Origin of the sequence: Gordonia sp. NB41Y, assembly GCF_030718915.1 — a bacterium.
In the GTDB taxonomy this organism is placed as follows: domain Bacteria; phylum Actinomycetota; class Actinomycetes; order Mycobacteriales; family Mycobacteriaceae; genus Gordonia; species Gordonia desulfuricans.
In genome coordinates, this window is record NZ_CP132196.1 from 5696772 (window position 1) to 5716952 (window position 20181).

Here is a 20181-nt window from a genome sequence, read left to right on the forward strand (position 1 = left end):
TGCCGTATCCGTCGTCCTTGCCGCGGATGGAGTGTGTATCCATTCGCCGAGCAAGGATGGAACATGAACGATCCGAACACCGAGGGCAACCTGCTCTCCGTCCGACGCAAGGAATGGGTGTCCCCCACGGTGGTGGCCCTCACCCTCGGACATCCGGACGGGCGCAGGCTCGCCGACTGGGCGCCCGGCGCGCACATCGACGTGATGCTGCCGAACGGACTGGGCCGCCAGTACTCACTGTGTGGAGATCGCTGGGATGCGACGACCTATCGGATCGCGGTACGGCGCGAGGCCGACGGCCGCGGTGGATCGGCCTACATCCACGATCACCTTCGGGTTGGTGACCGGCTGCCGATCGGCGGGCCGCGCAACAATTTTCCGATGGTGCCGGCCGATCGATACCTGTTCATCGCCGGCGGGATCGGCATCACGCCGATCATCCCGATGATCACTCAGGCCGAGATGCTCGGAGCGGACTGGAATCTGTTGTATCTCGGTCGCCATCGCGAGACGATGCCCTTCCTCGAGGAGCTGTCCGGACACGGCGAGCGGGTGACCGTGGTGACCAGCGACCAGGGCGGTCGCGCCGACATCGGCGCCTGTGTCTCCGCGGTCGACGACCGCACCCGCGTCTATGCCTGCGGGCCGCAAGGTCTGCTCGACGATCTGGCCCGGTATGCGGGTCGGTGGCCCGCGGGGCGACTGCGGATGGAACGCTTCTCCGCGACCGACGCCCTGCGGCCGGCGCGCACCGAGCCGTTCGACGTCGAGTTGGCACGATCGAAGCGGGTGGTGTCGATCGCACCGGATGAGAGCATTCTCGACGCACTCGGCGCCCAGGGCGTCAGCGTGCTGACCTCATGTCGCGAAGGCGTCTGCGGCACGTGCGAGATCACGGTGCTCGACGGCGAGCCCGATCATCGCGACTCGATCCTCGACGATCACGAACGCGCAGCCGGTGATTGCATGTTCGTCTGCGTCTCCCGCTCGCTCTCGGATCGTCTGGTCCTGGACCTCTGACAGATTGGGAAACCTTCACATGTCAACTCTCGCCGCCGATCACGTGGCCACTCCGATCAACCGGTCCGATCCGTTCGCCCTGGACATCCTGGCCGACCCGCACGCGTTCCATCGACAGCTCCGCGACGCCGGACCCGTGGTCTACCTCGACTCCCTGGGTGTCTACGGCATGGCCGGATACGAGCAGGTCCATGCCGCCCTGACCGACTGGCAATCCTTTCAATCCGCTGCCGGCGTGGGTTTGAGCAACTTTCGTTTCGAAAAGCCCTGGCGCCCACGGAGTCTTCTCCTCGAGGCCGATCCGCCCCATCACGACGCACCGCGCCGCGTGCTGACCAAGGTGCTCGGTCCACGCGCCTTGACGAGGCTTCGGGAGAAGTGGATCGAGGACGCGGACCGGCTGGTGGACGACGTTCTCGCGACGTCGAACACCGTCGACGCGGTCCCAGCGCTCGCGCAGGCCTTCCCGCTGCGTGTCTTTCCCGATGCCGTGGGCCTCCAGCAGGAGGGCCGAGAGAACCTGCTGCCCTACGGAAACCACACGTTCAACGCCTTCGGGCCGCACAACTCGCTGGTCGAGGCGGGACAGGCCCGGGTTGCCGAGCTCTCGGGCTGGGTGAACGCCCAGTGCGCGCGCACCATGCTGACCGACGACGGATTCGGTGCCCAGATCTGGGCGGCGAGCGACCGCGGCGACATCACGCCCGAGCAGGCGCCGCTCATCGTCCGATCGCTGCTGACCGCCGGCGTCGACACGACCGTGAACGGTCTGGCCGCAGTCCTCTACGCCTTCGCCGCCCATCCGGACCAGTGGCAACGGGTGCGCGCCGACCCGACCCGCGCGCGGACCGCATTCGACGAGGCGGTGCGCTGGGAGTCGCCGGTACAGACCTTCTTCCGCACCGCCACCAGCGACGTCCGGATCGGGGAGACGATCATCCCGGACGGCGAGAAGATCCTGATGTTCCTCGGTGCGGCCAATCGCGATCCCCGTCGCTGGACCGATCCCTATGCCTTCGACCTGCACCGCGATCCGTCGGGCCACGTCGGCTTCGGGATGGGCATCCACCAATGTGTGGGCCAGCATGTCGCGCGACTGGAATCCGAAGCACTCCTCACCGCACTCGCCACCCGTGTGTCCACCATCGAGTTCGCCGGTGAACCGCGCCGGCATCTCAACAACACCCTCCGCTCGTGGGAGTCGTTGCCGCTGCGCCTCGGAACGTAGACCCCGCACAAACCCGCCGACCCGTTCGCACCGGACGGGTCGGCGATCTCGGCGTACCGAAAAGAAGTAGAACATCCAGCCCGACGTTGCCATCTGAAGGAGGCACCGTGTTCCCTGATATCCGCGATCGGCTCGACACCGGTCCGATGACCCGATTCCAGTGCATCGCCATCGGCGTATGCGTACTCCTCAACGTTCTCGACGGATTCGACGTGCTGGCAATGGCATTCACATCGTCGTCGGTGTCTGCCGAGTGGGATCTGTCGGGCACCGTCCTCGGACTGTTGTTGAGTGCCGGGCTGGTCGGCATGGCGATCGGATCGCTGGTCCTGGCACCCCTTGCCGACAGCATCGGACGCAAGTGGCTCATCCTGGCGTGTCTGGCGGTGTCGTCGGCGACGATGCTGTTGTCGGCGGCCGCCCAGAGTGCTGGGCAGCTGGGTCTGCTGCGGGTGCTCACCGGTGTCGGGATCGGCGGAATCCTCGCCAACAGCAACGTGATCTCCGGTGAACTCGCCTCCCGCCGATGGCGTGGGCTGGCGGTCAGCCTCAACTCGACGGGCTATGCCATCGGCGCGACCATCGGCGGACTCGCCGCCGTCCTGCTCGTCGACACCTACGGGTGGCGTTCGGTGTTCCTGTTGGGCGGGGTGTGCACGGCGGCACTGATCCCGATCGCCGTATGTGCACTGCCCGAGTCTGTGGCCTACCTGCTCGTCCGGCAACCGGCCGGTGCGCTCGCGCGGATCAACGCGGTGGCCCGTCGGATCGGTCACCCTCCGCTCGAGGGTCTTCCGCCGGTGTCGGCGGCATCGTCGGCCACCATGGTGGCCCGGGTCCGTGAGCTGGTCGACCCGGTGAACCGTCGCACGACGCTGCTCGTGTGGACGGCATTCTTCCTCACCATGTTCGGGTTCTACTTCGTGACGAGCTGGACACCCAAACTCCTGGTGGAGGCCGGGATGTCGGTGAACCAGGGGCTGACCGGCGGGATGATCCTGAATCTCGGTGGCGTGCTGGGTACCTCGTTGCTGGGCTTGCTGTCGGCCCGCTTCCGCCTCGTTCGGGTACTCGCCGGCTATCTGGTCGTCTCGGCGGTCCTGCTGGTGGTCTTCGTCCCGGCGACGGCGGTGTTCACCGCGGCGATGGTGATCGGGTTCGCGATCGGCGTCGGCGTGAACGGTTGTGTGGCAGGCCTGTACGCGACGACGACGTCGGCCTACGACACGTCCATCCGGGCGACGGTCATGGGCTGGGGTATCGGCATCGGGCGAATCGGCGCCATCGTGTCACCGCTGGCCGCAGGCGCTCTGCTCGACGCGGACTGGTCACCGGGCAGCCTGTTCGCGATGGTCGCCGCCTTCTTCGTCGCGGCCGGGGCCACCGTCGTGTTCATCGCGCCGACACGTCGAGTCGAGATCACCACCGTGGGTCCTCCGGCAGGCGTCGCCGCCGATTGAGCCTTTGCGCGATGGTGTGGCCGGGAGTGGGTGACCGACAGATCGACGTCGGTCACCCACTCCCGCATATCCGGCCGACGGCGTCGCTGACGACCTCCCGGAGGAACTGGTGCTCGGGTTCGTGGTCGTGGATCGGATGCCACCACATCGCCTGGGCGAGTGGTTCGAGAGGGATCGGTGAGCGGTGGGACACGAGACGGGGATGCGGGTGGTCGCCGAGCATGCGGCTCGGTACGAGGGCGATTCGATTGCTGCCCATCAGGAGTGACGGTACGGTCAGGAACGATTCGGTCACCACCTGCACGCGGGGCTCGATCCCGAGCATCCGCAGTTGACGTGCGGCGGGGGTCGATGCCGCGCTGCCGTGATAGACCAGCACCCAGGGTAGGGTCTCCAGCTCATCGGCGGTGAGTCCGGTAGCGGCAGAAGGATGCTCGGCATCCATCAGCACCACCCACTCGTCACGGAACAGCTCGCCGTTCGGCAGGTCGTAGACGAATCCGTGGGGGACGATCATCAGACCTCGCTCGACGAGGACCTGCTCGGCGCGGACGACATGATCGGGCGTCGTCGGGAGGAACCGGATCCGGCATCGCAGGGTGCGCGGCGGCGATCTTGCTGGCACGCGAGGGGGTCGCGGTCGACCTGGTCGAGGCGCGGTCCCGGGATTCGGCGACGGGGTCAGGGATCACCCTGCAGGGCAACGCGCTTCGGGTCCTTCATCAGCTCGGTGTCTGGGATGAGGTGTGCGAGTTCGGGTACGGATTCGACACCTTGGGCATCCGCGCGACGGACGACCGGGGAACCGTGCTGGTCGAGATGGAGGACGTGCGGACCGGCGGCCCCGACTTCCCGGCGACCATGGGAATGGAACGCCCCGAGTTGGCCCGAATCCTGCGTGACGCCGCCGAGTCGGCCGGGGTGAAGATGAGGTTCTCGACCTCGATGACGACCTTCGTCCAGGATGCGAGCGGCGTGGATGTCGACTTCTCGGATGGTTCACATGCCCGGTACGACGTGGGGATCGGAGCCGACGGCGTCAAGTCCGCGACCCGTCGGAACCTGGGCATCGATCTGACCACCGAGCCCACCGGCATGGGGATCTGGCGCGTGCTGTGTTCACGTCCGGCGTCCATCACCCACACCGATCTCTACTACGGCGGTGTCGGCTACATCGCCGGCTACTGTCCGACCGGACCGGAGTCGATGTATGCCTACATCGTCGAGGACGCGCAGGATCGCTCCGCGTTGTCGGATGCGGAGAAGCTCGCCGTGATGCGTTTGCTCGCCGAGCACTACCACGGACCGTGGGACGAGATCCGTTCGCTGATGGTCGATCCGTCGAAGATCAACTACACGTGGTTCGAGTCGCACCTGCTCGACGGACCGTGGAATGTCGGCCGCGTCGTGCTCATCGGTGACGCTGCGCATGTCTGCCCGCCGACCCTTGCCCAAGGCGGTGCACTCGCACTGGAAGACGCCGCGGTCCTCGCCGAACTCCTCGTGTCGCGACCGGTGGACGACGACCTGTGGCGCGCCTTCCACGATCGCCGCGCCGAGCGTGCACGCATCGTCGTCGACGCCTCGTTGCAACTCGGCCAGTGGATGCTCGACCACGAGCCCGACCCGGATGTCCCCGGCCTGCTGCGCAGCATCACCGAACTGGTCAGTGTTCCGGCCTGACGCCGAGACCACTTCCGCCCATCGCTCCCGGTACGAACAGAAAGACCACGATCATGTCCGACTACGCATTCACCCATCTTCGTCACGTGGCGTTGGCCGTTCCCGACTACGCCAGGCAACTCGCGTTCTACACCGACCAGTGGGGGCTGTCGGTCGCCGGCACCGACGGCGACGTCACCTATCTGGCCGCCGAGGGATCGCCGGAACCCTATGTGGTGCGAATCCGCAAGGATGCCGACAAGCGACTCGATCTCATCGCCTACGGCGTCGAGGACGATGCCGCCGTCGACGCCCTGGCGCAGCGGCTGGGCCGCGACGGGGTGACGCTGGTCGACGAGCCGTCATCGCTCCAAGGGCTCGGTGGCGGTTACGGATTCCGGTTCTTCGACAACGAAGGCCGAACGATCGAGGTGTCATCCGACGTCACGTCCCGCACGCACCGCAAGGTCGAAGAGGGCGAGGCGATCCCGGTCAAGCTCTCCCATGTGGTGGTCAACTCCACCGATCCCGAGGCGGCGGTCGCCTTCTACGAGAAGCACTTCGGCTTCCGCGTCTCCGATATCTTGATGCACCCCCGGATGGGGAAGATGATGTGGTTCCTGCGCACCAACAAGTGGCACCACTCGATGGCCATCGCACGTGGACCGCATGCGTCGCTGCATCATGCGTCGTTCGAGATGCGCGGTATCGACGAGTACATGCGGGGGACCGGCCGGATGCTGCGGACCGGGGTCGAGAAGATCTGGGGCCCTGGCCGGCACATGGCCGGGAACAACACCTTCTCGTACTTCCTGGACCCCAACGGGAACACCCTGGAGTACACCACCGAGCTCGACATCCTCGACGAGGACGTCTGGCATCCGCATCTCTATGACTTCTCCGATCCCGAGGTCACCGACCAATGGGGGACGGCGAACGCGATGGACGAGTTCGTCGCGGCCAAGTCGTTCAACGATCCCGACAAGGGGCTCTTCGTGGCCCCGCCGGTCTGACTCGGCGATCACAACAACCGGAAAGCAGTCATTCTCATGCGATTTGCCACCATGACCCACCCCCGTACCGGTCGTCTCTGCGGCGTCGTCTCCGGTGAGCAGCTCTTCCCGATCCCGGATCTGACCGTGCTCGACCTGATCCGACGCGGGCTTGCGGCCGCGCTCGAACTCGGCGAGCACGCCCGTGCGCACAGCACCCCGCTCGACGTGGCGGACTGTCGATTCGAGGCGCCGTTCCGGCCGCCCACCGTCCGTGACTTCGTCACGTTCGAAGAACATGTCGAGGGCGTTCGGTCGAGTATGCAAGGCGCGACCGGGGTTCCCGACGCGTGGTACGAGGCACCACGGTTCTACTTCACCAATCCGCACATGGTTTCCGGGCCCGACTCCGGCGTCGTCGTGCCGGCCGGATGCGGGCAGCTGGACTTCGAACTCGAGGTCGCCGCGGTGGTCGGGGCGTCGGGGGCACACCTGACCGTGACCGATGCGGCCGAGCACATCTTCGATTACACGATCCTCAACGACTGGTCGGCGCGTGATCTGCAGCGACGGGAGATGGAGGTGGGATTGGATCCGGCCAAGGGAAAGGATTTCGCGAACACCATCGGGCCCGTCCTGGTGACCGCCGACGAGATGACCGACAGACTCGACGACGATGGCTTCCTGACCCTGAACTGTGTCGCCGAGATCAACGGCGTGGCGGTCGGCAACGATGTGCTCTCGAACATGGGCTGGACCTTCCCGGCGATGATCGCCTATGCATCGCGGGACTCGCGGGTGGAGCCAGGTGATCTGATCGGCTCGGGAACGATCGGCAACGGGGGGTGTCTGGCCGAACTGTGGGGTCGTTGCGGTGATCAGGCTCCTCCCGCCCTGGTGCCGGGGGATACGGTCACCCTGACCGTCGACGGTATCGGTTCACTGTCGAATACCGTTGTGGCACGAACCGATCGGGCGCCGGCGATTCCTCCGGCGCGTGTCCGTGCCGACCGCGCGGCGCACCGTGCACGCCAGGTTGTCGCGCGGAGCGCACGATGAGTGCCGTCGAGAGGCCGGTCGTCGTGGTGACGGGCGCGGCAGGCGGTATCGGCGCAGCCGTCGTCGAGAGACTGAGACGCGAGCGAACCAGGGTGGTGGCGCTGGACGCCTCGATCGGCCCCGAAGCCCGGCAGACGGACGGGATTCGCGTGCTCGACGTCACCGATCGTGCGCAGTGGCAGGCGTTGGCGGCAGAACTTGCCGAACCGGGTGTGGCCGGACTGGTGAACTGTGCGGGCATCACCCGACGCGCCCGGCTGCTCGACGTCGATCACGACGACATGGCCGCCGCCTACGAGGTGAACGTCCTCGGACCGTTGCTGGCGATCCAGTCGCTGCGGCCGGTGTTCGGGAACCCGGCATCGGTGGTCAACGTCGGTTCGATGGCGGCACTCACCGGTCACTACCCGGTGGCGTACACGTGCAGCAAGTGGGCTCTACGTGGCCTCACCCACACCGCCGCAATGGAACTCGGACCGCATGGAGTACGGGTCAACATCGTGCATCCGGGCTTCATCGACACCCCGATGACCGCATCGGCCGCACCGGAGTTCCGCGACGCCTCGATCGCCGGGACCTCGGTGGGTCGTGCGGGTACGCCCGACGAGGTCGCCGCCGCGATCACGTTTCTGCTCGGGGAGTCATCCACCTATCTCAACGGCAGCGAGATCACCGTCGACGGCGGTGCCACCTCCCATGGTGGGGTCAAACCGATCTCGGATGCGCTTGCCACAACGACGACCGACGATGCCGCCCGTCTGGGCGGGTGAGGAGAAGACAGTGACCACCACCAGACCAGCCACCACCGAATCGTCCACCACCGAATCGTCCACCACCGAATCGTCCACCACCGGCGGTACGCTCGACCGGTCGGACCCCGAGGGGGCGATCGCGGCCGCCGCCGCCCGCTGCTCGAACTGGGGACGATGGGGTGACGACGATGTGTACGGCACCCTCAATCTCATCGACGACGCAAAACGTGCGCAGGCCGCCCGACTGATCCGGCGGGGCGCCAGTTTCAGTCTGTCGCTGCAGTTCGACATGGACGGACCCCAGAAGGGGTGGCGTCGTCGCACCAATCCGGTCCACACGATGCTCGACACGGGCACCGATGCCGAGGCCGGCATCCAGGGCTTCCCGCACGGGCTCGGCGGCGCCGACGACGTGATCGCCATGCCGCTGCAGTGCTCCACGCAGTGGGATGGCTTGGGGCACATCTTCGATCACGGCCGGGCCTGGAACGGCCGGCGGGCCGGTGCAGTGGTCACCTCACTCGGCGACCAGGTGACCGGGATCGAGACCGTGGCCGACCGCATCGTCGGGCGCGGAGTCCTGCTCGACGTGGGCCGGGTGTGCGGGGAGGCGGGCGAACTGCCCGACGGGTTCGCCATCACCGTCGACCATCTGGCGGCCACCATCGAGCATCACGGGCTCACCGGACGCGTCGGGACCGGTGACATCGTGGTGGTCCGGACCGGTCAGCTCCAGCGCGCCCGACGAGACGGCTGGAACGACTATGCGGGCGGCGCCGCACCGGGCCTGTCCTTCACCACCGCAGACTGGCTCCACGACACCGACATCGCCGCGATCGCCACCGACACGTGGGGATTCGAGGTGCGCCCCAACGAGTTCGACGACGCATTCCAGCCACTGCACCAGGTCGCCATCCCCAACATGGGTCTGTTCCTCGGCGAGATGTGGGACCTCGATGCGCTGGCCGCCGATTGCGCCGACGACGCCGTCTACGAGTTCTTCCTCAGCGCGGCACCGTTGCCCGTCACCGGCGCCGTCGGAGCGCCGGTCAATCCGATTGCGGTGAAATGACGGCGACGGTGGCCGGCCGGTTGGCCGGCAAGGTCGCGGTGATCACCGGCACCGGTAGCGGGCAGGGCAGGGAAGCGGCGCTGCGATTCGCGGCCGAGGGGGCGACCGTCTACGGATGCGACATCGCGCCGGGCCCCGCCGCGGAGACCGCAGAGATGGTGGCTGCCATCGGCGGACAGATGGTCAGCACCCATCCGGTCGATCTCACCGCCGAAGACGACGTCGACGCCTGGATCGACGAGATCGGAACACGGCACGGACGTATCGACGTCCTCTACACCAACGCGGGCCTGGCGACCTTCGCCCCGGTGTCCGAGATCAGTCTCGACGACTGGCATTTCGTGATGTCCCACGAGGTCGATCTCGTGTTCCTCCCGATTCGCGCTGCGTGGAAGTATCTGTGCGCGGCGCAGAACGCGTCGATCATCCTGGTCGGCTCCACCGCAGGTGTCACCGGCTCGGTGAGCAACACCCGATTGGCGCACACGGCAACCAAAGGGGCTGTCGTGGCGATGACCCGTCAACTCGCAGCCGAGGGCGCGCGAGACCACGTTCGCGCGAACTGCGTGAGCCCGGGCATGATCCGCACACCGCAATCGGAATCGACACTGCTGCACGACGACCACCCGATGCGTGCGATCGAGTCGGTCATCCCGCTCGGCCGGCTCGGCACTGCATCGGACGTCGTGAACTATGCGGTGTTCCTGGCGTCGGACGAGTCCTCGTACATCACCGGGACAAACCTCATGGTCGACGGCGGTTGGTCGGCCGTCCTCCCACACTGAAACATCCTCGAAGAAAGGCATTCTCGTGTTCGAGTACTTCCCCAAGAACAACTACGTCTGGAACTTCGCCGTCGTCGGCGCACTCAACAGCGGCGGCCGGATCGATGAGGTCGACCGCGCCTGCCGGCCGCTCACCGACATCGCCTCGGGCAACGAGGACGTCGGGACCGTCGATTTCCTCCGATCCTGGACCGCGATGGTCGATGCTCTCGTCGCAGCGGCCGACGTCGATGCCAAGAACGGTCACGTGCGCGCCGCAGGCCAGGCCTATGCCCGAGCCGCGAACTACCTCATCACCGCCGAACGCATGCAGCAGGCCGGGACCCCTGAGCGGGAGGCCACCTACCAACGCTGCCTCGACCTGATGGAGCTGTCGTTCGAGCTCGACGACCCGCTGACCCGCCGCGTCGAGATCCCTTTCCGCGACACCACATTGCCTGCCTACTACACAAGGCCTGCCGAGGGCGAGGGTCCGATTCCGGCGATGATCATGTGGAACGGTCTGGACAGCACCAAGGAACACCAGTATCTGTCCGAGCACAATCAGGAACTGGCGGCGCACGGGATCGCGACCCTGATGGTCGATTGCCCGGGATCGGGAGAGGCGCTCCGGAAGCAGGGCCTGACCTCGCAGATCAATTCGGAGGAGTGGGCGAGTGCGTGTGTCGACTTCCTCGAGGCCGATCCGCTGATCGATGCCCAGCGCATCGGCATCGTGGGGTGGTCACTCGGCGGGTACTACGCACCTCGCGCCGCGGCATTCGAGGACCGGCTCGCATTGTGTGTGGCGTGGGGTGCCAACCACAACTGGGGCAAGGTGCAGCGTCGGCGGGTCGAGCGTGAGGGGGAGCGGCCGGTGCCGCACTACTGGGACCACGTCATGTGGGTGTGGGGTGAAACCGACCTCGACGCGTTCCTGACCATGGCCGATGACGTGCATCTCGACGGGGTGGTCGAGAAGATCACGGTGCCGTTCCTGATCGCGCACGGGTCGAACGACCGTCAGATCCCGGTGGAGTATGCGCGCCGTTCCTACGATCAGGCGGTCAACAGCCCACGGCGCGAACTCCGGATCTTCACCCCGGAGGAAGGGGGATGCGAGCACATCGGGCTCGACAACCTCGGTCACGTCAGCAGCTTCGTCGCAGACTGGGTGGCCGACGCTTTTGCTGAGATGACCAGCGCGGGCTGAACGACCGGCGCATCCACAACTCTCGTGGGTGCGGTGTGCGGTCTGACGGTTTTGTCGGTACCCGCCGCTAGTGTGAAAACATGTTCGACTACGCCGACCCGGAGGGCGACCTGACGCGTATCGCGCAGGCCGATGCTTCCGGGTTGGTGCTGGCGGGGCAGTCCGCGATGCGGTTGGAACGGCAGGCCGGGGCCCGCAAGATCCTGGCGGCGACGGCGTTGGCGCGGCAGACCTATGCGCAGGTGATGGAGCTGTGTGACGGCCTGAATGTGGCCGAGCTGCCGCAGAAGGCGGCGTTGCGGGAGGTCGCGTTGCGGTTCGAGGTGCCGGTCACCACAGCGGGTCGGTGGATCTCGTTGGGCGGCATGCTCGATGGTCTGCCGCGGGTGCGGTCGGCGTTTGTCGAGGGTGTGCTCTCCGAGCACAAGGCCCGGATCGTTGCCGAGGCCCTCGTCTCACTCGATGACGAGGCCGATCTGGCCGAGGCCGTGGAGGTCGCGCTCGGGTTGGCGGCGACGGCGATCACCGGGTCGGGGTTGCGGGAGGAGCTGGAGAAGCTGCTGATCTCGCTGGATCCTGCGGGGGCGGCCGAGCGGCGTCGGGAGTTCGAGAAGCAGCAGGATGTGCGTATCCGCAAGGAATGTCATGGTCAGTCGACGATCGATGCGATGGTTCCGGTGCGCGATGCGGTGGTGCTCGAGGATCGGATTGCGGGGTTGGTGTCGGGGTTGTGTCCGGGTGATCCGCGGTTGCCGGGTCAGCGTCGGGTTGCGGCGTTGACGGCGTTGGTGCGTGGTGAAGGCCGGTTGGTCTGTGGGTGTGGTGATCCGGGGTGCCCGACGACGGTGCGCCCGGACGCCGACACCGACATAGACGCTGATGCCGACGCCGATGCCGGTTCGGCTGTGGTGTCGACCGAACTCGTGGTGGTTCCGGTGCGGGCGGTGGTCGAGGTTGTGGTGGATGCGCCGACGTTGGCGGGTGTGGTGGGGGAGATGGTGCCGTTCATCCCGGGGTATGGGGTGATCGATCCGGATCTGGCGCGCATGATCGCTGCGGATGGCACGTGGCAGGGTTTGTATCGGGAGGCGCGGTTGGATCGTGCTTCTGGTGTGGTTGTCGCTCAGGGGGTTCGGAAGGGTCGGCCGCGTCGGGCGGGGACGGTGGCGCCGGGGCATCTGGTGGCTGCGGGGCGGTTGGTGGTGCGTTCTCGGCCGCCGAATGTGGTGGAGATCGAGCATCTTTCGCCGGTAGATCCGGCTGGGCATGGTGGGTTGGTGGTTCCGGCGCCGGGGGCGTTGGTTTATCAGCCGGGTGAGCCGTTACGGCGTGAGGTTGTGTTGACCGATCGGCGTTGTCGTGCGCCGTATTGTGATCGGGTGGCCGAGGGGTGTCAGCTCGATCATGTGGTGCCGTTCGATCATGTCGATCCTCGTTCGGGTGGGTGGACGATTGCCGAGAATCTGATTCCGTTGTGTGTTCCGTGTCATCAGTTCAAGCATGTGGGGATCTGGGTGCCGACGCTGTATCCGGGTCGGATCGTGGTGTGGCGCAACGTGGTGACCGGTGAGGTGTTGGTGACCGTACCGTGAATGGTGCAGGCCGACGGCGATTGCCAGGGCTCCTCGCGAGGTCAGCCCCCGGATTCCATGATGTTCTTCAGGACGGTCATCGCGCCCATTCCGTTGGGCCAGCCGGAGTAGAACGTCAAGTGCAGAAGTGCTTCCTGTAGTTCGTCGTCGGTGACACCGTTGGCCCGCGCGTAGCCCAGATGGAACCGGAGCTGATCGGTCTTGCCCATCGCGGTCAGTGCTGCCACGGTGATCAGACTCCGATCACGCTTGGACAACCCTTCTCGTTCCCACACCTCGTCGAACAGCACGTTGTCGGTGTAGTGCACCATTCCGGGTGCGAAGTCGCCGAACGCGATGTGTCCGGCGGTCCATCCGGTGTGCTGCTGTTCGTTCATCGTCTCGCTCCTTCACTAGGCGTCATCGTGCCGCCCGATACCAATGCAACGGCAATCGACGAGTGGGTGGGAGTCCCGGCCGGGAGGGGTATTGGCAGGGGCTGGTTCCAGTACTATCCCGGCCGCGATGCACGTAACGTGGCCTGCCCAGCCCACTTCGCTGTCTGTGAGAACAACAGCGTCGCACCCACGCGAGCAACGTTGCGCCACTTCGCTTACGACGAGCTACTGGTCTGCGAATCAACTCGCGACCGGTATCGGCCCGTAGCATGATGCCCATGCAAGGGGACGACGTAACCGAACGCCGCGCGCATTGGAGTGGTGCCGAACCGCGGTTTCGGTTGTTCGGCTTCACCTTTGACAGGTCCACCGGTTACCAGGTCGAGGTTGTCGATCGCTGGGATTGTGATGTCACAAGGGTGATCAGCGACGCCGACGACTACTTCACCGATCACGGTGCACTGTGGTCGCTGGCGACAGTCGCCGATGCGTCAACGGACGCGCCGTTGACGTGGTTGCACGGCTATGACTACCGCACGCCGGCCGGTTCAGACGCCCAGTGGCGTGCCCGGACCGACATGCAACTGCGATATCTGTCGGCTCGGTCCCGTTGGTCGCAGCCGGTGGTTCTGCCTGATGGCTTGCGTGTGATCCGCATGTTTCCCGAGTGGGGAGGCGCAGGACCATTGTGGGAGAGCTTCACCGAAAACTACCCCGCCGATCCCGACAAGTTGGGTCTGGATCGAGGCCTGGCAGCACAACTACGAGAGTGGAACGACGCGTGGGCAACAGAGGACGCCGTTCCGTCCGATCACGCAGAGTGGATCGCCGAGGGCGTCGCATTGCATCGACGGGTGCAGGAAGTGTTGCACGGGATCGCCGAAGTGGCTCCGCAATTCCTGCCGGCGTCGTGAGTTGCGGAGGAAGGTTCGATATCGGAAGCTGATCAGACCGAAGACGCGCGTGGGAAGCGGTGCCGTGTAGGCCAACGCCGTCGTCGCGAATGTCTCGCAACCTCCGGATCTTGGTTCGAGGGCGTGTTAGGTAGTTGTTTTACTGGTAACCCTGCATATTCGATTGGTGCATATCGGGAGGCGCTGATAGGTCGGCAGATACAACCTGTTGGGTTGTATCTGCCGTATCGAGTGCCAGGCGCCAGTGTTGGTACCCCCAAGTCACTGTGCCGACATGTGCGAGGACACAATCATGGATTGCTGAAAGTGATCAGCGACTTGACTACCGTAATGATCGGAACGGGGAACCAGGCACGTGACAACCTGAACACCAGTGGTCGACGGCACTTCGCGTCACGTTGCCCAGAAACGGGGACACGTGGCGCGGCGGCATTCGTGGCGGATACGGACCGCCCCGAGGAGATCGCCTCAAATGTCGCTTGACCGCCCACGAGGAGCGACGGGGCGGCGATCGCCGCGTCACACGGCCGCGCGCCGCGCCTGCCTCGAATGGGTAGGTAGTCGTATCTCTAGTATCGGCTAAAGTCGTGGCCAGTTTCTGGCCAGTTTGGCGGCTAGACTGGATTGCATGACGACAGTGCCACTCAGTGAAGCCAAGGACAAGCTCTCCGCGCTCATCGACAGCGCGGAGACCACGCACGACATCATCACGATCACCAAACACGGCAAACCCGCCGCGGTGCTCATGTCGGCCGATGACCTCGACTCGCTCCACGAAACGATCTACTGGCTCTCACGCGCCGGCACCCGTGACGACGTCGCCACCGCCGACGCCGAGTACGCCGCCGGCCACACCATCTCCATCGAGGACCTGCGCGCCGAACACGGCATGCCGCCCCAATGAGCGACAACCCTGCTGGCTCACCCGGCCCGTACCGGGTCGAGGTTGCATCCCCGGCCCGCCGTGATCTCGGCCGACTCCCATCCCGGATCGTCCATGCCGTCATCGAGTTCATCTCCGGACCCCTCGCCGAGGACCCTCACCGCCTCAGCAAACCGCTACGCAACGACCTCGCAGGCCTCCATAGCGCACGCCGCGGCGACTACCGAATCCTGCTGCGTATCGACGACCCCAACCACACGGTCGTCATCGTGAAAATCGACCACCGCGCCCACGCCTACCGCACTTAACCCTGCAGCGCCACAACAGATCCCTGATCCACCCCAAGGCTGGAATCCCTGGGATCGATCCAGCTCGAACGCCGACCCGAGGACTTTGCGGACTACGAACTGGACCTTTGGTCCGGGAGGGACTTCACCACCGAAACGGTCTTCATCATCGAACGATCCTGATAGAGGACATCCCCGCGGCTCTAGTGGTTCGTGTCGTTAGTTCCTAAATTCTTGTGGATTTGTGAGAATTACCGCATGGCGAATTCTCCGGCCCCAGCATTGATCCTTCGGGATGGTGATCGGGATGTGTTGTTGTCGTGGACGCGTGCCACGACGATCTCTTCGGGCCTGGCGTTGCGTGCCCGGATCGTGTTGCTGGCCGCTGACGGGCTCGCGAACGCACGGATCGCGGACGCAACCGGAACGACCACGACAACGGTATGGAAGTGGCGTAAACGCTATATCCAGCAAGGCATATGCGGTCTCGACGATGCCCCTCGGTCCGGGCGACCCCGACATGTCGATCCCGAACGGATCATCACCACAACTCTGAAGCCACCACCGAAGAAGTACGGGGTCACCCACTGGTCCTCACGGTTGCTGGCCGAGCACCTCGGTATCGGTAACGCCACGGTGGCCCGGGCATGGCGGGCCTACGGGGTACAACCCTGGCGAGCCGAGACATTCAAGTTCTCCACCGACCCGGAGTTGGTAGCCAAGGTCACCGACGTAGTCGGGCTGTATCTGGCCCCACCAGACAATGCGATCGTGCTGTGTGTGGACGAGAAAAGCCAGATCCAAGCGTTGGACCGGACCGCCCCCATGCTGCCGGTCCGGCCCGGTGATGTGGAACGACGTACCCATGACTACAAGCGTCACGGGACGACGACGTTGTTCGCCGCGTTGGAGATCGCGACCGGACAAGTCACCGCAGCAGTCAAGCCGAAACACCGGCGCCAGGAGTTCCTGTCGTTCCTCCGGCAGATCGACCGCGCCTACCCTGACCAGGAGCTGCACGTGGTCATGGACAACTACGCCACCCACAAGACCCCCGAAGTACGGGCCTGGCTACAGGCGCACCCGAGGTTCCACACCCATTTCACCCCGACTTCGGGTTCCTGGCTCAACCTGATCGAGGTGTGGTTCGCGATCATCGACCGACAAGCGATCCGCCGCGGCATCTTCACCAGCGTCACCGACCTCAACGCCAAGATCCGGCAATTCATCACCGGCTGGAACAATCGGAAACATCCATTCGTCTGGACGAAGACCGCCGATGAAATCCTGAAAAAGGCCAACCGTCAAACAATTTCAGAAACGAACCACTAGTACGTTTCGGTCTTGTCAACAAGCTTCAAGGGTTGCCTGATCATCTGCGATACACCAGTTCAGATATCCGATGAGGTCGTCGAAGTGCTGGTAGGGAGGCCTACAGCAGGTGCTGTAAATCGCGGGATGCGAGGTGGCGTGGCGGTGGGCGAGGATCTGGCCCCCGCTGTCGGCACCCTCGGCTATTGGATAGAGCTGCCGCCAATCGTCGACGCTTGGTGGAAGCGATAGCTCGGCGTGAGTATCAGCGGGTTCAGCGAATTCGAAACACGCATCTCGGTAGTACATGCGTGCGGCCCACGTGCCGGGTTCGACAAGGTGGTGGATGGTGGGGAGGTCCATGCCGGGCTGGATGTGCGGATCGCCGAGCGCCTCAGTGCCCAGAATCGAATTGAAGCCGTGCTGTTCGTCCCACCCGTTGGTGATCATCAGTAACTCGCGGTGTTGCGGAGATAGATCACTACCGAGCCGTTCTTCTGCTGCTGCGATCTGTCCCGGGGTGGCTGGCGGGTGCACCGATGACGGCGCGTGCAGGTAGATTCCTGCATCCACGAGCCGCTGATGGAGCTCCAGTTGTGTGTGGATGAGGTCTGTCAGGATCGTCCGCACGACGTCCCCGCAGGTCATTGGTGATCCGCGGCGAACCGTAGGTACGCCGGGAGGCCTACCAGTGCGCCAGGATCTTCACTTCCAGATCCCGGCGCCGCTGCGTACGCGCCGACAACCTCGGGTTTCGTCGTCGGGCCGCCCGCGCAGAGAACCCTGATCGGGACACCGGCGAGCAGTTCGGTCAGCCATGTGGGGTCGTGGTCGGCGCCCTCCGCGGCGATGAGCTCGAACTTGCTCACCGAAGTTGTTACGCAGCAAAGTATGCCGATACTCCTGTCAGAGATGTTATGTCCGGCGCCTTTCTCGGCGACCTCGGATCGAAGCCGCACCATCTCCGCCCGTTCTGTTGCCGACACTGCATTGTCGGGTGGCGCCTCTCGAGAGTTGGTGATTGCACCATCACGAAGGCGTTCTGCCTGAACCCTTCTAACCCCACAAGTTCTCGTGCACGTTCAACTCACGTGCCACCTCGATGACCCGTCGGCCATGATCGATCACCCGACGAGCAGCCTCCACATTGGACTCAGGCGTAAACGACCGACGCGCCTGGGACATGTCGACATCCTTCCAGCAGGACCCGTCGTCCCGCTATCTCGGGTATCCACTGACATTCGGGAGGCTCAGACCCCGTCGGGCTCGAGCGTTGTCATCGGTCCAGTTGCTGATTAAGGCTGTCGAGTTCTGCTGTCAGGTAGTCGTTGAGCGAGTCGAAGCTCTCGGCGAGTCCTGCCCCCGAGGTAAAGACCGGTCCCGGTGCTGTTCTTGGGCCGCCGGCGACGATGCTGCTGACCGCTCCATAGCCCTCTTCTGGTAATGCGATGGGGATCAGTGTTGTGCGGTCAGCAGGGAGCGGATGACGCACCGGCGCGTCTGCGGCATCCCAGAACGCCCAGTTGGCGTCACGCAGCTCATCCCAGCTGGATCCGGACCGGACGAATTGTGGCCGGGTGAGGTAGTCATCGCTGCCGAGGAAGCTCTGCCAGCCGTTGTAGTGATGCCAGCCATCGGTGATAGCTAGCAGCTCGCGATGGAGGGGGTCAAGATACTTTCCGAGGTGTTGTTCGACGGTACTGATCTGTTCCTCGGTTGCCGGTGAGAACAGTGTTGGGTTCGGTGTCCACAGATCGGGATTCTCTGGGTGGGCGGCCACGTCACGGGCATACAAGGTCGTCGCAGCTGCTGTGATTGCTTCGACAAGTGTTTGTAGCCCGCTCATGATTGGGTTCCGTTTCCTCGTGCTGTCATGCGCCTGTCGGCATGCATCTGCGGTCCGACGTAGGGGCGGGGCATGCTTGGGTGCAGCCTAGCCTCGGGTTCTCGCGCTAGCGAGATATTGTCAAGGCTTGTGGATGGACGAGTTTCAGGCGGCCTCCTCGTGGTCGGCTGAGGTGGTGTTGGGTTCGACGAGTTTGCCTTTCTCGAAGGTGGCGCCGGCTCGGACGAGGGCGACGAGGTGGGGTGCGTTGACTGCGCGCCATTTCGCTTGTGCGGCTTCGATCAGCTTGTAGGCCATCGCCAGACCGGCCCGGGATCCGGGGCCTGTGGTGACTCTCGTGCGTAACCGGACGGTCGCGAAGGTCGACTCGATTGGGTTCGTGGTCAGCGGGTGCAACCCAGTGCTCGGTCGGATACCGGTAGAACTCCAGCAACACATCAGCATCGTCGATGATCTTGGCCACGGCTTTGGGATACTTCGCGCCATAGGTCTTCTCGAACGAGACTATCGCGGCCCGGGCATGGGAGTCGTCTTCAGTGTTGTAGATTTCCTGCATCGTCTTGATGGCGTTCGGATGCGCTGATTTCGCTAGCGCGGCAAGCATATTGGCCTGTTTGTGGAACCAGCAGCGTTGCTCGCGAGTGTCGGGGAACACCTCCCGAATCGCCGTCCAGAACCCCAGGGCGCCGTCCCCGACCGCTAACGTCGGGCCAGCCATCGGACGGCGTTTGCGCGAGCGCAGCAGATCAGCCCACGACTCGCTCGATTCGCGGTGCGTGCCTTTCCGCCAGCGTTGCAACGCTGACTTGATCAAGTGACTACCGGGATCATAGTTGCGGGAAGGAACGCCCTCCCAGATCCACAGGTCTTGATCATTCCTGAAGGCCGGTGAGCAGATCGCGAACGCTTTGGGGGTGTCAGCAGCCACCATGTACAAATGGCGCCGCACCTACCGCGGCATGGACACCGAGGGGGCCAAAGAGCTCAAGGAGCTACGTGAGCAGAACAACCGCATCGAGCGGCTGTTGGCTGATGCGGAGTTGGAGAAGGATGCTTTGCGGGAGATCGCGAAGGGAGAATTCTGAGCCCGCCGCCGAACGTGCTCCATCGACGTGCTCGAAGAGGTCAAAGGCCTCCAGCACGTCGTGCTTGGCCGACTGCATCGTCGCCGCCACCGTCGGGAACGATGCAGACAAGGTGTCCACGACCTGGTCCCACTGTGTGGCGACCTTGACCGGGTCGGTGTGCGCGAAGACCGTTCTGACTGCAGCCATCACCGGCGGCACATGCTTCGAGGCGACCGCGCCCTGCAGGTTGCGCATGAAATGCACCCGACACCGCTGCCGCGACGCGCCAGTGAATTGTTGTGTGACAGCAGCTTTGATCACCGAGTGTGCATCGGAGGCCGCGAGGTGCACCCCGGCTGGGCCCCGGGTCTTGAGTCTCGCGAGGAACTCGCGCGCCAGAACTCGAACGACTCACTATCGCCGATCGCGGTAGCGCGGACCTGGCGGGTACTGTCGGTCGACACTCCGGTCGCCACCACAAGCGTCTGGGAGACGTGTGCACCCGCCCTCACCGTGCAGTAGGTCGCATCGATGAAAACGTACGGGAACGTGGTGGGTCAGGGTCGGCTCCCGGGAGCGAGCCACCTCCGCGTCGAGGCTGGCGCAGATCCGGGAAACTCCGGACTCCCTGTGGGTCAAGGTTGAGTGAGACACCGGCTCATAACGTTGAGCTCGACTGATC

General features: G+C 64.8%; 20 protein-coding genes and 2 pseudogenes. 15 read left to right on the forward strand and 7 right to left on the reverse strand.

The features are described 5' to 3' along the window. Nucleotides 1–63: 63 nt before the first annotated feature. The 3 genes from Q9K23_RS24995 (at nucleotide 64) to Q9K23_RS25005 (ending at nucleotide 3708) form a co-directional block, all read left to right on the forward strand. A complete protein-coding gene (locus Q9K23_RS24995) occupies nucleotides 64–1020 on the forward strand; it encodes a PDR/VanB family oxidoreductase (RefSeq protein ID WP_053776236.1) in 957 nt (318 codons plus the stop codon). A gap of 19 nt (nucleotides 1021–1039) precedes the next feature. Then, nucleotides 1040–2248: a cytochrome P450 gene (locus Q9K23_RS25000; protein ID WP_020789687.1), complete on the forward strand. Its 1209-nt coding sequence runs from the start codon at nucleotides 1040–1042 to the stop codon at nucleotides 2246–2248. A 107-nt stretch (nucleotides 2249–2355) separates the two neighbouring features. Then, complete coding sequence (locus tag Q9K23_RS25005) at nucleotides 2356–3708, forward strand: MFS transporter (RefSeq protein WP_020789684.1); 1353 nt, start codon at nucleotides 2356–2358, stop codon at nucleotides 3706–3708. 52 nt (nucleotides 3709–3760) lie between these two features. On the opposite strand, the gene Q9K23_RS25010 is transcribed toward Q9K23_RS25005, so the two are convergent. Then, nucleotides 3761–4333 carry a LysR substrate-binding domain-containing protein gene (locus Q9K23_RS25010; RefSeq protein ID WP_020789682.1) on the reverse strand — a complete coding sequence of 191 codons (573 nt, stop codon included), beginning with the start codon at nucleotides 4331–4333 and terminating at the stop codon, nucleotides 3761–3763. On the opposite strand from Q9K23_RS25010, the gene Q9K23_RS25015 reads away from it, so the two are divergent. The 8 genes from Q9K23_RS25015 (at nucleotide 4324) to Q9K23_RS25050 (ending at nucleotide 12814) form a co-directional block, all read left to right on the forward strand. Further along, the gene (locus Q9K23_RS25015) at nucleotides 4324–5391 is read left to right on the forward strand and encodes an FAD-dependent monooxygenase (RefSeq protein WP_020789688.1); all 1068 of its coding nucleotides are present in this window, start codon (nucleotides 4324–4326) and stop codon (nucleotides 5389–5391) included. The genes Q9K23_RS25010 and Q9K23_RS25015 overlap by 10 nt on opposite strands. Nucleotides 5392–5444: 53 nt before the next feature. Continuing rightward, on the forward strand, nucleotides 5445–6383 hold the full coding sequence (locus Q9K23_RS25020) for a VOC family protein (protein ID WP_053776227.1): 939 nt from the start codon (nucleotides 5445–5447) through the stop codon (nucleotides 6381–6383). A 36-nt stretch (nucleotides 6384–6419) separates the two neighbouring features. After that, on the forward strand, nucleotides 6420–7421 hold the full coding sequence (locus Q9K23_RS25025) for a fumarylacetoacetate hydrolase family protein (RefSeq protein ID WP_020789435.1): 1002 nt from the start codon (nucleotides 6420–6422) through the stop codon (nucleotides 7419–7421). Then, nucleotides 7418–8191 (forward strand): SDR family oxidoreductase, encoded by a 774-nt coding sequence (locus Q9K23_RS25030; protein WP_053776226.1) that lies wholly within the window; start codon nucleotides 7418–7420, stop codon nucleotides 8189–8191. Before Q9K23_RS25025 ends, Q9K23_RS25030 begins: the two co-directional genes overlap by 4 nt. Nucleotides 8192–8201: 10 nt before the next feature. After that, complete coding sequence (locus tag Q9K23_RS25035; protein WP_020789431.1) at nucleotides 8202–9245, forward strand: cyclase family protein; 1044 nt, start codon at nucleotides 8202–8204, stop codon at nucleotides 9243–9245. Further along, the gene (locus Q9K23_RS25040) at nucleotides 9242–10030 is read left to right on the forward strand and encodes an SDR family NAD(P)-dependent oxidoreductase (protein ID WP_020789436.1); all 789 of its coding nucleotides are present in this window, start codon (nucleotides 9242–9244) and stop codon (nucleotides 10028–10030) included. The genes Q9K23_RS25035 and Q9K23_RS25040 overlap by 4 nt, the downstream gene beginning before the upstream one ends. A gap of 25 nt (nucleotides 10031–10055) precedes the next feature. Further along, the gene (locus tag Q9K23_RS25045; protein WP_020789433.1) at nucleotides 10056–11222 is read left to right on the forward strand and encodes an alpha/beta fold hydrolase; all 1167 of its coding nucleotides are present in this window, start codon (nucleotides 10056–10058) and stop codon (nucleotides 11220–11222) included. Between the two features lie 80 nt (nucleotides 11223–11302). After that, nucleotides 11303–12814 carry an HNH endonuclease signature motif containing protein gene (locus Q9K23_RS25050; RefSeq protein WP_305950329.1) on the forward strand — a complete coding sequence of 504 codons (1512 nt, stop codon included), beginning with the start codon at nucleotides 11303–11305 and terminating at the stop codon, nucleotides 12812–12814. A 41-nt stretch (nucleotides 12815–12855) separates the two neighbouring features. On the opposite strand, the gene Q9K23_RS25055 is transcribed toward Q9K23_RS25050, so the two are convergent. After that, complete coding sequence (locus Q9K23_RS25055; protein ID WP_020794585.1) at nucleotides 12856–13191, reverse strand: carboxymuconolactone decarboxylase family protein; 336 nt, start codon at nucleotides 13189–13191, stop codon at nucleotides 12856–12858. Nucleotides 13192–13469: 278 nt separating this feature from the next. Here Q9K23_RS25055 and Q9K23_RS25060 point away from each other — a divergent pair, with 278 nt between their 5' ends. The 4 genes from Q9K23_RS25060 to Q9K23_RS25075 all read left to right on the forward strand — a co-directional run bounded on the left by Q9K23_RS25060 (nucleotide 13470) and on the right by Q9K23_RS25075 (nucleotide 16607). Further along, on the forward strand, nucleotides 13470–14105 hold the full coding sequence (locus Q9K23_RS25060) for a hypothetical protein (protein ID WP_305950330.1): 636 nt from the start codon (nucleotides 13470–13472) through the stop codon (nucleotides 14103–14105). Between the two features lie 628 nt (nucleotides 14106–14733). Next, nucleotides 14734–15009 carry a type II toxin-antitoxin system Phd/YefM family antitoxin gene (locus tag Q9K23_RS25065; protein ID WP_053778620.1) on the forward strand — a complete coding sequence of 92 codons (276 nt, stop codon included), beginning with the start codon at nucleotides 14734–14736 and terminating at the stop codon, nucleotides 15007–15009. After that, nucleotides 15006–15296, forward strand: a complete 291-nt coding sequence (locus tag Q9K23_RS25070) for a type II toxin-antitoxin system RelE/ParE family toxin (RefSeq protein WP_020792755.1) — start codon at nucleotides 15006–15008, stop codon at nucleotides 15294–15296. Before Q9K23_RS25065 ends, Q9K23_RS25070 begins: the two co-directional genes overlap by 4 nt. A gap of 237 nt (nucleotides 15297–15533) precedes the next feature. Continuing rightward, nucleotides 15534–16607 (forward strand): IS630 family transposase, encoded by a 1074-nt coding sequence (locus Q9K23_RS25075; RefSeq protein ID WP_305950274.1) that lies wholly within the window; start codon nucleotides 15534–15536, stop codon nucleotides 16605–16607. Between the two features lie 15 nt (nucleotides 16608–16622). Here Q9K23_RS25075 and Q9K23_RS25080 read toward each other — a convergent pair whose 3' ends face one another. From Q9K23_RS25080 to Q9K23_RS25100, 5 genes and pseudogenes are all read right to left on the reverse strand, one after another. Next, nucleotides 16623–17216, reverse strand: a complete 594-nt coding sequence (locus Q9K23_RS25080; protein ID WP_152972948.1) for an SMI1/KNR4 family protein — start codon at nucleotides 17214–17216, stop codon at nucleotides 16623–16625. Between the two features lie 14 nt (nucleotides 17217–17230). Further along, nucleotides 17231–17455, reverse strand: coding sequence for a hypothetical protein (locus Q9K23_RS25085; protein WP_020791637.1), 225 nt, complete (start codon nucleotides 17453–17455; stop codon nucleotides 17231–17233). A gap of 407 nt (nucleotides 17456–17862) precedes the next feature. Beyond that, entirely contained in the window at nucleotides 17863–18432 is a 570-nt protein-coding gene (locus Q9K23_RS25090) for an SMI1/KNR4 family protein (RefSeq protein WP_152972949.1), read from the reverse strand. A gap of 144 nt (nucleotides 18433–18576) precedes the next feature. Then, nucleotides 18577–19207: pseudogene (locus tag Q9K23_RS25095) on the reverse strand (transposase); the annotation flags it as partial. Between the two features lie 343 nt (nucleotides 19208–19550). Then, a pseudogene (locus tag Q9K23_RS25100) lies at nucleotides 19551–20126 on the reverse strand (transposase); the annotation flags it as partial. Between the last annotated feature and the right edge of the window lie 55 nt (nucleotides 20127–20181).